Origin of the sequence: Oceanobacillus arenosus, assembly GCF_003369575.1 — a bacterium.
GTDB lineage: Bacteria > Bacillota > Bacilli > Bacillales > Amphibacillaceae > Oceanobacillus > Oceanobacillus arenosus.
In genome coordinates this window covers 1-14,690 of the sequence record NZ_PIOC01000032.1, presented here as the reverse complement: position 1 = coordinate 14,690, position 14,690 = coordinate 1, and the positions used below count along the sequence as shown (strand labels likewise).

Genomic DNA, 14,690 nt, shown 5'->3' with positions numbered 1-14,690 from the left:
AAAAGTAATCTATCCTGCACTAGGGTTAACAAAGCGGGAGGTGATACGATATCGTATCACCTCCCGCTTTGCCTATTCCTTTTTTAATCTCCCCATTCGTAAAGATGCAACGATAAGTACAACCATTAGAACAAGTCCGAGATTCCCAATGAACGGATAGAATAATGCAACAAGCTCAGTAAACCCAACGAAACTTAATGTAAATGCGATGATACCTGTAATGAGCGTAAAGACTTTGAAATTCTTAGTCCCTATTTCAGTAAATCTCGCACTAAATGAAAAGAACATACTTGTAGCGGTATTGAATATCATTCCAAATAGAATAAGGGAATAAATCACACCTAAAATAGGGGAAATATCATCTGCAAGCTTTAAGATTGGCATGTCGAAGTTGCCGATAACATCAATTTTTGAAAATATCATGATATGACTGACCATAATTAAAATCCCAATCGCAAATCCCCCGACAAGTCCACCGATTGCCGCCGTCTTCTCATCCCTCTCATCCCCACCCATTACGATAGACATGGAAACACCGACTGCGATATTAAAGGAAACGTAGTTGATTGCTGAGAAAATCCAGTTCGAAAGTGCAGAATCATGTTGCTTTGCAATTGGATCTAGCGCTGCAAGCGAAGCATCCATTGTTACGATGCTAAAGATGAACAGTATAATAATTGCAATGATTAGAAATGGTGTAATACCCCCAATTACTTTAACAACTCTGCTTACGTTGAGCATTGCTGTAAGTATTACGAGCGCAATTAATAACAAATTACCTACAAATAACGGCAGACCAAACTGTTGATTTAAGATGGAGCCGCCGCCAGCGATCATCACTACGCCAACACCGAATAATGTAAAGATGATAATATAGTCAATGATGGTACCTAGAAACTTCCCACTGATTTTATAAATGGCATCACGATGTGAGGTTGCTTGCATGCGACTCCCAATTCTTGTCATCGTCATACCCATATATGCAAATAATGCGGTAGCGATGATTGCACCAACAACCCCAATCGTTCCGAAGCTGGTGAAATATTGTAATATTTCTTGCCCAGAAGCAAAGCCAGCACCAACAATAATGCCTACAAGTGCACTACCTATTTGTAATATTTTCTTCATAAAATCCCCCACGATCCCTACTTATTTATGACTTATCCAATTTAGTCCATTATATAAGACAATAACAGAAGACACTAACATATCGTAACTTCCACTAATGTGATTATGATCATACTGTTCTATTTATTATATCAGAATAATACCCGACCATTATTTGCTGAATTAGTAATAGGTCATCTATATCGTCTGATAAATTGGATCATTAAAAATATATTTAAGCTCTTGGATATGCTATAATTGGAATCAAGGGAAGCTTGAGTCATTTACTCGCGATTTTGTGAGGAAGTGAGCTCCGAAACATTGAAATGTATAGTAAATTCCCATCTAAAATGAACAATGGATAATACTAGAGTCAATCCAAGGATCCGAATGAAAAAAGCAATCTCATAGCTTCAACTGAAAATGGAAAACCTGAAGTTGGTGATGCTTTAGCTTTTTTGATAAACTAAAGTAAATCATTTGGTACTATAATAGAAGTACATTAACCATTGAGGAGATGTTCATAATGATTATAGGAGTACCGAAAGAGATAAAGAACAATGAAAATCGTGTTGCAATGACACCTTCTGGGGTTGTCAATTTGATAAGTGCTGGTCAAGAAGTAATGATTGAAAAGGGTGCCGGGCTAGGAAGTAACTTCACGGATGAGGAGTACAAAAATTCGGGAGCCAAAATTGTTGAAAACGCCTCAGATGTTTGGACTAAGGCAGACATGGTTATGAAAGTAAAAGAACCACTGGAATCAGAATATAAATACTTACGTAAGGGATTAATTTTATTTGCTTATCTTCACCTTGCGAATGAACCAGAGCTTGCGAAAGCATTAGTGGATCAAGAAGTTACAGCGATTGCATATGAAACAGTAGCTGTCGATCGTACATTGCCATTACTTACCCCGATGAGTGAAGTTGCTGGACGAATGTCCGTTCAAATAGGTGCACAGTACTTAGAAAAGTCACAGGGTGGCAAAGGAATTGTATTAAGTGGTATTCCAGGTGTGGATCGTGGAACGGTTACGATTATCGGTGGCGGAGTAGTTGGTGAAAATGCAGCTAAAATTGCGCTCGGTTTTGGTGCAAATGTTAACATTATTGACTTAAATCCTGCACGTTTGCGTCAACTAGAGAGTTTATTTGGGAACAGAATACAAACATTAATGTCTAACCCATTAAATATTGCCAACGCTGTGAAACAATCCGATTTAGTTATTGGTTCGGTATTAATTCCGGGTGCAAAGGCCCCTAAGCTTGTAACGGAGGAAATGGTTAAATCCATGCAACCAGGATCTGTAATCGTTGATGTTGCGATTGACCAAGGCGGTAACTTCGAAACCGTTGACCATCCAACAACACATGATGATCCAATTTATGAAAAACATGGCGTATTGCATTATGCTGTTGCTAATATTCCAGGTGCTGTACCACGTACGGCCACCATTGGCTTAACGAATGTTACGGTTCCATATGCCGTACAAATTGCGAAAAAAGGGCTTGAATCAGCTGTTAAGGATAGTCAGCCATTAAAAGCTGGAGTGAACGTACTGAATGGTAACGTTACATTCGAAGCTGTTGCAAACGATTTAGGGTATGACTATGTATCTGTTGAAGATGCAATGGCAGCTCTTAGTCACTAAAAGATAGCCAAAGGATACCCTTCTCATTTAAAATGGAAGGGTATTTATTTTCTGTTATCGAATAAGTGCAACTGTGCTTTCTATACAGAATAGTCGGAGGAAATAAGATGGAACTAGGAAGTTATCGTGACACGTGGGTTGAAGTATCATTAGATAAAATAATAGATAATGTGACAACGTTTAAGAACTATATTCATAACGATGTAAAACTGATGGCAGTTGTAAAAGCGGATGGCTATGGGCATGGTGCTGTCGAGGTTGCGAAAGCCGCGCTGGAAGCTGGTGCTGACTATTTAGCGGTTGCTTTCCTAGATGAAGCGATTCAACTTCGTCAAGCAGAAGTCACCTCACCGATTTTAGTCCTTGGTTATACGAAGTCATCAGCTGTTGAGACCGCAATAAAGCATAATATTAGCTTAACTGTATTTACTCCAGATATTATAGAGAAGATAATAGCAGTAGCGGAAGATAGAAAGCAGCAGGTCCATGTTCATATGAAGATTGATAGTGGCATGAATCGAATTGGAATTAATAATAAGGAAGATGCACTCGCCTTGGCCCAGTCAATAACCTCGGAATATGTTCAGTTAGAAGGCGTGTTTACGCACTTTGCTGATGCAGACAGCATAGATCCTACCTATACGGAGCAGCAATTTAAAAAGTTCACTGAGATTGTTGCCTATCTCGAGCAGCATAGGATTACAATACCGATTAAGCATTGCTGTAATAGTGCTGCGACCATTGCTTTTCCAGAAATGCATCTAGACATGGTCCGAGTTGGCATCAGTTTATATGGCTTATACCCTAGTGAGCATTTACATGAAAAGATTACATTAAAGCAGGCTATGAGCTTCAAAACCAAAGCAATTTTTATCAAAAATGTTGCTGCAGGTCAGCCGATAAGCTATGGCTGTACGTTTGCACCAACGGAGGAATCGACTATTGCAACAATACCAGTTGGCTATGCCGACGGGCTCTCACGGTCATTATCAAGTAAAGGTGAGATGACTATTAGAGGAGAGAGAGCGCCAATCGTTGGACGTATTTGTATGGATCAAACAATGCTTGATGTGACTGCACTAGAGCCAATCAATCAAGATGATACCATCACGATTTTCGGTGATCCGAGTGAAGGGTATATTTCATTGGCGGAAGTTGCAGAACAAATGAATACGATTCACTATGAAACAGCATGTCTGATTGGCAAGCGAGTTCCAAGAGTATATATTAAAGATGGTAATGTAATTAAGGAGCAAGGATTATTGAAATAGCGAAGCAATCTATAGAGAAGACTGTCAACATAATAATAGGCAGTCTTCTTTTTTTCTTAGAATAGGGGACTATAAAATTTCCGATTTCAACTCTAGTGACAAGTAAGGCCACGTCCTGTGAGGGCCAGTCCGAACACAGCTCAATTGGGCACTTGCACTTTTGTCTTTAAAATAGCTGGTTCTCCTCAAGTCCTTTTAGGTCGACAATCTGTTCGTGATCCATCGAATCAAGTGGAAAAACGGTTGCTGTTTCATTTCCACCTTGCACGGATTTAATATAAACTGGGATCCCGTGGTAATTGACATTGATCATCGCAGTTGACTTGACAATTTCCTGTGCACGTACCTTATCCATATTATCCTCCTTTTTGCATATACTATATTCTAGCTTGTGTATTGGAAATAGAACGATACAAGGATTATGTATCCATTTTTTTCTATAGCAGGAATGGAAAAGCTTGTAGAGAATATTATTCTCTACAAGCTAATATAGAGGGTTTACCAGTCGTCTCTATCTCTGCGGCAACGGCGGTGTCTACGGTCGTCATCATCAAAAATAACTTCATCAGCGCGGATAAAAACATCATCTACATCAAAGAATCTTCTACGGCGACGGTCACGATCACAGTCATCGTGTCTACGACGGCATTTGTGGCGACGATCTTCATCTTCTTCTACAAAAACTCGGTCAGCGTCAATAAAGATATCTTCATTTCTTTTTCTGCGGTCAAAATCATCTTCATGATTTCGATCGCGATTGCTTCTAAAAGTTGACATTTAGCATACCTCCTTTTCACGTTTACTTTAAGATATGCTACTATTTAAACGATGAATAGACTGGCATATCTACTTTAAAATAAATGTATGTATATCCTATATATAGAAGCTTATGAAGATTGTTAAACGTCAAAATCGATAACGAAGCAATATAGATTAAACAGGTTTAGGGAAAGGGATTTATTATGACACCATTTACAAAAAGAGTTATTCAAGTGTTAAAACAAATACCGGAAGGACAGGTCATGACTTACGGACAGGTCGCAAAACTTGCAGGGAGTCCTCGAGGAGCAAGACAGGTTGTGCGGATTCTTCATTCAATGAGTGAAACACATCAGTTGCCATGGCATCGAGTTGTTAACGCCAAAGGGCAGATTATGATAAAGGATGATGAAGGAAAGCTAGAACAGAAAGGGCGATTAGATTCAGAAGGTGTTGACATTAGTTTGACGGGATATATTAATTTAGAATTGTATCAATTTCATCCCGTAATGAATATGTGGGAAGATGGCCACTGAAATCATAAGCTCCAGGCATGGAATTGTATTTAAATAAAACTCCTCTGTATAATAATCAGAGAAAATAGGAATTTGAGGAGAATTTATTAGACGATTCTTCTGTTTAGAGATGGGGGCGTTTTGTATGAAAGTAATTGGCTTATCAGGTTCGATTGTTGGTTCGAAAACACGAACGGCGGTAGAACTGGTTTTAAATAAAATAAATGAAAACAGCTTGAGGTTGAGTTAATTAATTTAGGCAATTATCAACTCGAATTCAGTGATGCCAGGGATTACCGCGACTATACCGGTGACACGAAAACAGTGATCGATAAGATTATGTCTGCAGATGCATATATTATTGGTACCCCGACATATCAGGCATCTATCCCCGGCGTACTGAAAAATGTTTTCGATTTACTTCCAAGTAATGGCTTTGCAGGAAAGGCAATTGGACTTATTTCCACGGCGGGATCCGCGAAGCATTTCTTAGTGATTGAGCAACAAATGAAACCGATCTTATCTTATATGAAGGGGATTGTTGTTCCTAAATATGTATTTATAGAAGAAAAATATTATCAACGAAAGGAAATTGTTGATGACGATATTTTATTCCGATTGACGAACCTGGCAGAAGACCTTGTCGATACGGTATATGCAATCGAGAACATAAAGAAAGTAAATGAATCGACCTTTTTATTTTGATCCTTGCGTTTGCGAATGATGATCTCTACATTAGAAGGTCATCTTTTTTATGGAATCCTTTCTCCTGTCAGTGCTTGAAAATAGAATATCAATTTCATGTAAAAAAAGCTTCATACTAGCACAGAGGCTTTCCTAAGCAATACAACTATAGGGTATTCATTCTCCATTCCACTAGCAATAAATATGATTAATTTATTGCCATACCCCACATGTATCAACGTTTCTTACTTTCGTTTAAAAGTTTTAAATAAATATTATTACAATCGAGTACATAATGCTTGTGAATTACTTTAAGTAACTTTATAATAAAAAAGAATTAAATGTGTTGCAATAAGTAATTAACCATGCTATATTTATATTAAATTAAGGTATATTGAATTATAGATAACTGAAATAAGCCTATTTAGCAGTACATTGCAAATAAGCTTATTGTCAAAAACAAAGATAATTTGGCTGGAATCATTAATCCAATTTACCATAAATATTTTTTTATTTATTAGGAGGAAATAACGATGTTGAAAATAGGTATTATTAACGGAAGTGTACGTCAAGGACGTAACTCAGATGCAGTTGCTAATTGGGTGTTTGACTTCGCAACAAAACGTAACGATGCAGATGTAGAATATGAATTAGTAAATCTTGCTGATTACCAATTACCATTAATGGGAGCTGTTATTCCAGAAGTAATCCAAGCGGAATCTGAAGCAGCAATCAAAGCATGGTCTGAAAAGAACGCTTCATTCGATGGTTACATCATCATTGCACCTGAATATAATCATGCAGTTGGTGGCGCACTTAAAAATGCAACAGATTACTTGAAACCAGAAGTTGCTAACAAAGCAGTTGGGTTCGTAGGATATGGTAGCTTAGGTGGCGCACGTGCAATTGAAAACCTTCGTCTAATCTGTGGTGAATTATCTCTTGCAGACGTACAAACAGCAACTACATTCTCACTAATGGCTGATTTCGAAAACATGAGCGTATTCAAACCTGCTGATTATCATGCAGCAAATGCAAATGGTATGCTTGATCAAGTTATCGCATGGAGCCGTGTATTAAAAACGGTACGATAATCATTTCGAATGGAATGAAAAATCGATAATAATATAGGTGGTGCAACAATGGGTTTTTTAGATAAATTATTTGGTAAGTCCAATAAGGAGGAACAAAAAGTGTCAAACTTAAAAATTGGGATTGTTTTAGGTAGTGTTCGTGAAGGACGTAACGCAGAAGCTGTTACAAACTATGTATATGATTTCGCAACAAAACGTAATGATGGTGTAGATTATGAAATCGTTGATCTTGCTGAATATAAATTACCATTAATGGGTGCAGCTTTATTAGAATCAGAGCAAGCAGATGCTGGCAATCGTATTAAAGCATGGTCAGATAAAATGGCTTCATTCGATGGCTACATCTTTGTAGCACCAGAATATAACCATGCAGTTGGTGGCGCACTTAAAAATGCTACAGATTACTTGAAACCAGAAGTAGCGAACAAAGTAGCTGGATTAGTAGGTTACGGTAGCTTAGGTGGTACTCGTGCACATGAAAACCTACGTCTAATCTTCGGTGAGCTTCAAGTTGCAGACGTACGTACGGCTGTTACATTCTCACTTATTACTGATTTTGAAAACATGAGTGTGTTCAAACCTGCAGCATACCATGAAGCAAACATTAACCAAATGCTTGATGAAGTTAAATCTTGGGGAACTGCATTTAAATCATTAAGAGCATAATAGCAAAAGCTTAAAGTTAGTTTGAGCTGTGTACGGACGCGGCCAACCCTGTCACAAGAGTTGTGATAGAATTATTATTATATACTTTCTTATTTAAGGAACAAGGCTATCAGGAATTATCCCTCATAGCCTTGTTTTTTTCTGTTACTTACTTTTAATCATCTTATAAACTTGATCCACGTCTTTATCGCCTCTGCCGGAAAGATTAACAATGATAATATCATCACTTGAAAGCTCTGTTGCAAGCTTCATTGCGTGTGCAACGGCATGTGCACTTTCCAATGCTGGAATAATCCCTTCAATTTTCGATAACTCCTGAAATGCCGCTAGTGCTTCTTTTCCAGTTGCCATTACATATTCTGCCCGCCCACTTGCTTTTAAATAACTATGCTCTGGTCCAACGCCTGGGTAATCTAATCCTGCAGCGATCGAATCGGTCGGCAGTGCTTCCCCATTCTCGTCAATCAGTGTATAGGAACGATAACCATGTAATACAGCTGGAATCCCTTTTGATAATGTAGGTGCTTCCGCAGGTTCTACGCCGATCAATCGAACATTCTTATCTTCAATGTAATTGGCAAATGCACCAATCGCATTGCTGCCACCACCAGTACATGCAATAACAGCTGTAGGAAGTTTGCCTTCCTTTTCTAAAACTTGTTTTCTTGACTCTTCACTAATTACAGATTGAAAATGCTTAACGATTGATGGGTACGGATATGGTCCAACGGCAGAGCCGATTAAGTAGAACGTGTCTGGATAATTTGCTAACAGATCTTCAAGTGCAACATCAACCGCTTCTTTTAATCTTCCTTCACCTTTATCGACTGCAATCACTTCTGCACCGAGTAGCTCCATTCGGAATACATTTAGAGCTTGTCTCTCCGTATCTACTTTCCCCATATAAATGGTGCATGGGAGATTGAACATCGCACATGCAGTAGCTGTTGCAACACCATGCTGACCAGCACCTGTCTCAGCGATGATGCGTTTTGCACCTAACCGTTTCGCTAATAGAATTTGACCGATAACATTATTAATCTTATGTGCACCTGTATGGTTCAAATCTTCACGTTTTAGATAAATCTTAGCTCCGCCAATTTTTCTCGTAAGGTTCTCGGCGAATGTTAAAGGATTTTCTCTTCCTACGTATTCTTTTAAATAATAATGATATTCTTCTAAAAATGTAGGATCATTCTTCGATTTTTCAAATTCCGCAGCAATTATTTCTAATACCTTCTTCAGGTCTTCGGGAATGTAGCTCCCGCCAAATTCACCATAATAACCTTTCTCTGCTATACTCTGCTCATTACTCATCTTTATTCTCAGCTCCTTAAAATATAAAACGTATCAAATCGCAATAACGCTTTTCATTATTCTAACATTTTTCAATAAAATTGCAATTAAGGGAATAATGAGAATTAATAGTGTTGGCTGAACAAACACTAGGAAGGGATTCGAATTTAATCTAGGAATGATATTTGTGGATAATTAACGAAATATTTACATTTATTTGCAATTATGCCACTCTAAATCAGCTATAATGTAATAGCTGATTTAATATTTTATGGGGGATAAATTGAACAAGACATTATGGATCAGTTCAATTATCACGGTTACAATTTTTTCAACAAATGTATTGGTTCGTGCAGAGAATTTCAAAACGCCTTCAGGGATTCCGTATTCAGAGCTTGAGCTGGAAATCGATGCATATGCTCGCGATTATATTGGCAAAACAACGGCTGGTGAGACAATCATTAACCGTTCTTACGGCTATAATGATATAGAAAATAAAGCAGAAGTGAACGCAGATAAGGTATTTGAGTGGGGCTCTATAACGAAACTTCTTGTATGGACGAGTGTCATGCAGCTTGCCGAACAGGAGAAACTTGATTTGGATGAGGATATTCGAACATATTTGCCAGACGGACTTTTGACAAAATTACAGTATGATAAACCAATTACAATGATGAATCTAATGCACCATGATGCTGGGTGGGAAGATCGATATATCGATTTATTTTACCTTTCAGCAGATCAATTAACAACGCTTGAAGAAGCACTATTAATTCCCGAACCAGTTCAAGTGAATGAACCGTGTAGAGTTGTTGGCTATTCTAATTATGGTGTGGCACTCGCAGGCTTTATTGTTGAGGAGATTGCCAATCGGCCATTTTATACATATGTAAATGAAAATATCTTTGATGTATTGGGTATGGAGGATACGGCAATTCATCCAGCACAAGAAGATAATGAGGATATCGCTGAGAAAAGAGAATTGATTCGTGGGTATTTTGGTGATAATGAGGGAGAGTTCAGCCCATCGAATAAGGATCGAATTTATATCAACATGTATCCTGCTGGCAATGCAATCGGAACGGCGGAAGTTGCGGCGAAAATTATGGCAGCATTAATGCCAAAGGAAGTAGAGAATACACCACTATTTCGAAACAATGTGACATTAGATGAAATGCTAACGATAACAGATGTTTATGATAATGGTGTGCACAGAAATGCACATGGGTTCTGGGCAAGTCAGTATGCGGTGGAAATGCTTGGACATGCGGGAATTACGGAGAGATTTTCTGCTGATTTAACATTTTCCAAAGCGGAGAATCTAGGAATTATTGTTATGACTAATCAAGCTGGTGAGATTGGACTTTTTTACGGGTTGTCCCCAGTACTGTTTGGCGAATATCCCGTTGGGGACGATATTGCCTTGCCAGATACTGCTGAAGTTGAAGGTAACTATATAACGACAAGATCCGCACACCATGGATTTACTAAACTTTATGGAGCTTTCGTTACAGGGAAAGTTGAGGCTGTTGACGAACAAACGATACAAACATTGGGGATGACGTTCAAGCAAGTGGCATCATATGAGTATATATCTACAGATGAAATGGACTTATACCTTGAGTTTAAGATGAATGATGACGAGTGATTTAGAGCAGATCTCAGGAAAGACGGAATTCCTTATGATAGCCAGTCTGATCATAGCAATTGTCTTTGTGCTTTCAATTATCCTATCACTTGTATCCATGACCATCTCAGCCATAAAAAATAGAAAAAGGGATATTTCCCATCATCCGATAAATCGTTGGTACCTGCTATTGAATATTGCTGGGTTAGCAGTGATAGCGAACATTATCGGCCTTGCGATTCGAACGTTAAATTATGCTTCCTATGCCTCGGTGAAGATTCAGATATGGATTAATATTGCGTATGTGTTGGTTGTCTTTGTTTCTGTTGTTGGTGTTATTTTTAAATGGAAAAAGTCATCCTTAAGCCGCTTTCAAAAAATAGCTTATATCCTTAGTAGTGTAGTAGGGATGCTGTTTGTCTTGTTAATCATCTGCTGGGAGTTTTATAAATAGAGGAAATAAAGCCATGAGCACTTGTGTTTTAACAAGTGCTCACGGCTTTATATTTTTGGATGATTTTATTTTTGGATAAACATTTGTGTCCAGTAGTTACCATTTTCTAAGTAGCCAATTCCAATATGTGTATAGTTTTTATTTAGGATATTTGCTCTATGTCCTGAACTATTCATCCAAGCATTGACAACTTCCTTTGCAGTGCGTTGACCTTGGGCGATGTTTTCACCGGCAGATTTATAATGAATGCCATAATTTTGCATCATGGTAAATGGTGACCCATATGTAGGGCTTGTATGGCTGAAGTATCCTTTTGTTTTCATATCCTGTGATTTATGTTTCGCAACCCTTGCAAGCTCCCAGTCATATTTAAGTGCAGGTAATCCAGCATTTGCTCTTTCCGTGTTTACTAATCTAATAACCTCTTGCTCTACGTTATATTCGCTATTTGTTGGAATCTGAAGCTGCTGTCCTGGATAAATAAGATTCGGATTCGCAAGTTGTGGATTAGTGTTGATTAATTCGCTTACGCCAGTTTCTGTTTTCACTGCAATTTTCCACATGGAATCTCCATTTACAACCGTATATGTACTTGCCGCAAATGTAGAAACGGGTAATAAAATCGTAATCGATGCGACAGTTGCAATCGTTAATTTGCCAATTTTCTTTAACATATGAAACATCCTTCCTCTTCCGTGATAATTTAAGGATAGATAGTTTCATAGTAAAATTCATTACTAAAAAAATGGAAGGATTTTTGCAAAACGATTACAAGAATTAAGAGACCCAGATTGCCATTGGGCGGGGATATTCTCATGTAGTAATCTAAATGTAATATAGTAAGGGGAATATACGTTAATTTAATAAAAAGATTGATAGATTGCGGAAAAATGAGGAAGGCAAGTTTTCAAATTATGATTTAGAAGTGTATTTATCCCGAATTAACTGGCTGTAAAATCCTGATTCTGTTCAACTAACATTCACTCTATTTTTCGGTCATATTCCTAATCGGTAGCTAACTATCGTTGTGAGCTGCTATTTTGCTTCATTACATTAAGGTCACCCATCATTTATCCAATGTGATCGAGTAATACATTCGAATGATTACTAAATAGAGAGACCTGAAAGATGCATGTATGGCAGGGTTCACTGATGGACGGTTTATTTATAAATCTGATGGTAAAATTTCTAGTACAAAGGAAAAATATATATTTTATTTTTAAAGGAAATTCACAAAGTATTGATCCTATAGAAACCGCGTGATATATGGTCTTTCGACACATTTAGACACGTCTCTACTACAGTACGTCGTTATGGGGGATTTGGTGTAAAAAAACTTTTTTTATAAAAACACTTGACGAAACATAGGTTTATGCGGTTTAATATAAATCTGTGATAAACAAATATAAGTTTACAAATACATAAATGTTTGATGAATTGTTTTAAAGCCGGCCTAGCTCAATTGGTAGAGCAACTGACTTGTAATCAGTAGGTTGGGGGTTCAAGTCCTCTGGCCGGCATCATTTCTATAATAGAAATATTCAATTATCATTCCACAGTAGCTCAGTGGTAGAGCAATCGGCTGTTAACCGATCGGTCGTAGGTTCGAATCCTACCTGTGGAGCCATTTAAACTGGCCCGTTGGTCAAGCGGTTAAGACACCGCCCTTTCACGGCGGTTTCACGGGTTCGAATCCCGTACGGGTCACCAATGTGGAGGATTAGCTCAGCTGGGAGAGCACCTGCCTTACAAGCAGGGGGTCGCAGGTTCGAGCCCTGCATCCTCCACCATAATAACTTTAATATCACCGCGGGGTGGAGCAGTCTGGTAGCTCGTTGGGCTCATAACCCAAAGGTCGTAGGTTCAAATCCTGCCCCCGCAACCAAATTATTTTCTAAAATAGTGGTCCGGTAGTTCAGTTGGTTAGAATGCCTGCCTGTCACGCAGGAGGTCGCGGGTTCGAGTCCCGTCCGGACCGCCACTATATGTTTGGAGGTATACCCAAGTTCGGCTGAAGGGATCGGTCTTGAAAACCGACAGGCGGGTCAAACCGCGCGGGGGTTCGAATCCCTCTACCTCCTCCATTTAGATTAATATGGCTCGGTAGCTCAGTCGGTAGAGCAAAGGACTGAAAATCCTTGTGTCGGCGGTTCGATTCCGTCTCGCGCCATCATAATGTTTTAATAAGATAGTACTGCCATATTATCAATATATGGCGGTCGTGGCCAAGTGGTTGACTCATCGGATTGCGATTTAGCATTCATGGGTTCAATCCCCACCGGTCGCCCTCACTTATGGAGTGCTTATAAATTTCAATGCTATCTTATTATGCATTAACAATCTATTTTATTTTCTACTTCGAGCCATTAGCTCAGTCGGTAGAGCATTTGACTTTTAATCAAAGGGTCGAAGGTTCGAATCCTTCATGGCTCATCAGTATTTGCGGGTGTGGCGGAATTGGCAGACGCGCTAGACTTAGGATCTAGTGTCTTCGGACGTGGGGGTTCAAGTCCCTTCACCCGCATCATTGTTTCAAATTTGCCCAAGCGGAAGTAGTTCAGTGGTAGAACACCACCTTGCCAAGGTGGGGGTCGCGGGTTCGAATCCCGTCTTCCGCTCCAAGCCCCTGCCGGGGTGGCGGAACTGGCAGACGCACAGGACTTAAAATCCTGCGGTAGGTGACTACCGTACCGGTTCGATTCCGGTCCTCGGCATCATATGTGCTCACAACTTAATTGGATAGAGTATCTGACTATGAATGAGAAAGTTGTTGGCTCTATTTTTATTGAGTGCACCATGTTTTTACGGGAAGTAGCTCAGCTTGGTAGAGCACTTGGTTTGGGACCAAGGGGTCGCAGGTTCGAATCCTGTCTTCCCGACCATTATTCTTATTATGGGGCCTTAGCTCAGCTGGGAGAGCGCCTGCCTTGCACGCAGGAGGTCAGCGGTTCGATCCCGCTAGGCTCCACTTTTAAATATTGCATTATATTCTACAATGTGTTTACTGCTTATTTGATAGCTGAAAAAATCAATAATAGATAGTTATAGAACGAACAGACTTTAGGTTTTGATTATGCAAAACTTAACTAAATATTATGCGGGTGTAGTTTAGTGGTAAAACCTCAGCCTTCCAAGCTGATGATGAGGGTTCGATTCCCTTCACCCGCTCCAAATAATTTATTATTTGGGCCTGTAGCTCAGCTGGTTAGAGCGCACGCCTGATAAGCGTGAGGTCGGTGGTTCGAGTCCACTCAGGCCCATCGCACTTTTTTTAAAAAAAGTGTTGACTTATAAAAAACAACATGATATAGTTTTAAAGTTGTCGCAAAAACAATAAGAAATAATAAAGGAAAAAAAGTTGTTGACAACAAAAAGTGATTTATGATATAGTAGTAAAGTTGCTTCTGAAGCAACAGAACATTTGCTCTTTGAAAACTGAACAAAATAACCAGTATGTCAAACGAAAAGAAACATGTTTTCTTTTCAACAAAACAAGAAGGTAACACTTCTTAAAGCTTGAGACTGATGGAATTGATTGGTGTCAATTTCATTTCAAACACTTT

The 14,690-nt window shown here is 38.8% G+C and carries 12 protein-coding genes, 16 tRNA genes and 1 pseudogene; 24 read left to right on the top strand and 5 right to left on the bottom strand.

Annotated elements, in window-relative coordinates; all coding sequences use genetic code 11:
• Window positions 1-72: 72 nt before the first annotated feature.
• A complete protein-coding gene (locus CWR48_RS18610) occupies window positions 73-1,128 on the bottom strand; it encodes a YkvI family membrane protein (RefSeq protein WP_115774791.1) in 1,056 nt (351 codons plus the stop codon).
• A 505-nt stretch (window positions 1,129-1,633) separates the two neighbouring features.
• Here CWR48_RS18610 and ald point away from each other — a divergent pair.
• Together ald and alr are read left to right on the top strand one after the other, a co-directional pair.
• Window positions 1,634-2,761 carry an alanine dehydrogenase gene (gene ald / locus CWR48_RS18605; protein WP_115774790.1) on the top strand — a complete coding sequence of 376 codons (1,128 nt, stop codon included), beginning with the start codon at window positions 1,634-1,636 and terminating at the stop codon, window positions 2,759-2,761.
• A 107-nt stretch (window positions 2,762-2,868) separates the two neighbouring features.
• Complete coding sequence (alr, locus tag CWR48_RS18600; protein WP_115774789.1) at window positions 2,869-4,032, top strand: alanine racemase; 1,164 nt, start codon at window positions 2,869-2,871, stop codon at window positions 4,030-4,032.
• Between the two features lie 166 nt (window positions 4,033-4,198).
• Here the strand turns inward: alr and CWR48_RS18595 are convergent, their stop codons facing one another.
• Window positions 4,199-4,387 (bottom strand): H-type small acid-soluble spore protein, encoded by a 189-nt coding sequence (locus tag CWR48_RS18595; protein ID WP_115774788.1) that lies wholly within the window; start codon window positions 4,385-4,387, stop codon window positions 4,199-4,201.
• A gap of 143 nt (window positions 4,388-4,530) precedes the next feature.
• Window positions 4,531-4,809, bottom strand: coding sequence for a hypothetical protein (locus CWR48_RS18590; protein ID WP_211316779.1), 279 nt, complete (start codon window positions 4,807-4,809; stop codon window positions 4,531-4,533).
• Window positions 4,810-4,994: 185 nt separating this feature from the next.
• On the opposite strand from CWR48_RS18590, the gene CWR48_RS18585 reads away from it, so the two are divergent.
• The 4 genes and pseudogenes from CWR48_RS18585 to CWR48_RS18570 all read left to right on the top strand — a co-directional run bounded on the left by CWR48_RS18585 (window position 4,995) and on the right by CWR48_RS18570 (window position 7,750).
• Window positions 4,995-5,327: an MGMT family protein gene (locus CWR48_RS18585; protein WP_115774787.1), complete on the top strand. Its 333-nt coding sequence runs from the start codon at window positions 4,995-4,997 to the stop codon at window positions 5,325-5,327.
• A 124-nt stretch (window positions 5,328-5,451) separates the two neighbouring features.
• Window positions 5,452-6,011: pseudogene (locus tag CWR48_RS18580) on the top strand (NADPH-dependent FMN reductase).
• Window positions 6,012-6,523: 512 nt separating this feature from the next.
• On the top strand, window positions 6,524-7,084 hold the full coding sequence (locus CWR48_RS18575) for an NADPH-dependent FMN reductase (RefSeq protein ID WP_115774786.1): 561 nt from the start codon (window positions 6,524-6,526) through the stop codon (window positions 7,082-7,084).
• 48 nt (window positions 7,085-7,132) lie between these two features.
• Window positions 7,133-7,750: an NADPH-dependent FMN reductase gene (locus tag CWR48_RS18570; RefSeq protein ID WP_115774785.1), complete on the top strand. Its 618-nt coding sequence runs from the start codon at window positions 7,133-7,135 to the stop codon at window positions 7,748-7,750.
• 144 nt (window positions 7,751-7,894) lie between these two features.
• Here the strand turns inward: CWR48_RS18570 and trpB are convergent, their stop codons facing one another.
• Window positions 7,895-9,067, bottom strand: coding sequence for a tryptophan synthase subunit beta (trpB, locus tag CWR48_RS18565; protein WP_115774784.1), 1,173 nt, complete (start codon window positions 9,065-9,067; stop codon window positions 7,895-7,897).
• Window positions 9,068-9,329: 262 nt separating this feature from the next.
• On the opposite strand from trpB, the gene CWR48_RS18560 reads away from it, so the two are divergent.
• Window positions 9,330-10,694: a serine hydrolase domain-containing protein gene (locus tag CWR48_RS18560; RefSeq protein WP_245976863.1), complete on the top strand. Its 1,365-nt coding sequence runs from the start codon at window positions 9,330-9,332 to the stop codon at window positions 10,692-10,694.
• On the top strand, window positions 10,681-11,127 hold the full coding sequence (locus tag CWR48_RS20945) for a hypothetical protein (RefSeq protein WP_245976862.1): 447 nt from the start codon (window positions 10,681-10,683) through the stop codon (window positions 11,125-11,127). The genes CWR48_RS18560 and CWR48_RS20945 overlap by 14 nt, the downstream gene beginning before the upstream one ends.
• Window positions 11,128-11,192: 65 nt before the next feature.
• On the opposite strand, the gene safA is transcribed toward CWR48_RS20945, so the two are convergent.
• The gene (safA, locus tag CWR48_RS18555) at window positions 11,193-11,801 is read right to left on the bottom strand and encodes a SafA/ExsA family spore coat assembly protein (protein ID WP_115774783.1); all 609 of its coding nucleotides are present in this window, start codon (window positions 11,799-11,801) and stop codon (window positions 11,193-11,195) included.
• Window positions 11,802-12,574: 773 nt separating this feature from the next.
• Between safA and CWR48_RS18550 the strand changes: the two genes are divergently transcribed.
• The 16 genes from CWR48_RS18550 to CWR48_RS18475 all read left to right on the top strand — a co-directional run bounded on the left by CWR48_RS18550 (window position 12,575) and on the right by CWR48_RS18475 (window position 14,387).
• Window positions 12,575-12,647, top strand: a tRNA-Thr gene (locus CWR48_RS18550).
• Window positions 12,648-12,679: 32 nt separating this feature from the next.
• Window positions 12,680-12,754: transfer RNA gene (locus CWR48_RS18545), tRNA-Asn, on the top strand.
• 8 nt (window positions 12,755-12,762) lie between these two features.
• Window positions 12,763-12,837 (top strand) — tRNA-Glu (locus CWR48_RS18540).
• Between the two features lie 4 nt (window positions 12,838-12,841).
• Window positions 12,842-12,917, top strand: a tRNA-Val gene (locus CWR48_RS18535).
• Between the two features lie 18 nt (window positions 12,918-12,935).
• Window positions 12,936-13,012, top strand: a tRNA-Met gene (locus CWR48_RS18530).
• A gap of 19 nt (window positions 13,013-13,031) precedes the next feature.
• A tRNA-Asp gene (locus CWR48_RS18525) sits at window positions 13,032-13,108 on the top strand.
• A 10-nt stretch (window positions 13,109-13,118) separates the two neighbouring features.
• Window positions 13,119-13,211: transfer RNA gene (locus CWR48_RS18520), tRNA-Ser, on the top strand.
• A 13-nt stretch (window positions 13,212-13,224) separates the two neighbouring features.
• A tRNA-Phe gene (locus CWR48_RS18515) sits at window positions 13,225-13,297 on the top strand.
• Between the two features lie 190 nt (window positions 13,298-13,487).
• Window positions 13,488-13,560 (top strand) — tRNA-Lys (locus tag CWR48_RS18510).
• 9 nt (window positions 13,561-13,569) lie between these two features.
• Window positions 13,570-13,651, top strand: a tRNA-Leu gene (locus CWR48_RS18505).
• Window positions 13,652-13,673: 22 nt separating this feature from the next.
• Window positions 13,674-13,748: transfer RNA gene (locus CWR48_RS18500), tRNA-Gly, on the top strand.
• Between the two features lie 7 nt (window positions 13,749-13,755).
• Window positions 13,756-13,841: transfer RNA gene (locus CWR48_RS18495), tRNA-Leu, on the top strand.
• A 91-nt stretch (window positions 13,842-13,932) separates the two neighbouring features.
• A tRNA-Pro gene (locus CWR48_RS18490) sits at window positions 13,933-14,009 on the top strand.
• A 13-nt stretch (window positions 14,010-14,022) separates the two neighbouring features.
• A tRNA-Ala gene (locus CWR48_RS18485) sits at window positions 14,023-14,095 on the top strand.
• A gap of 129 nt (window positions 14,096-14,224) precedes the next feature.
• Window positions 14,225-14,298: transfer RNA gene (locus CWR48_RS18480), tRNA-Gly, on the top strand.
• Window positions 14,299-14,313: 15 nt separating this feature from the next.
• Window positions 14,314-14,387: transfer RNA gene (locus CWR48_RS18475), tRNA-Ile, on the top strand.
• The last annotated feature ends 303 nt before the right edge of the window (window positions 14,388-14,690 follow it).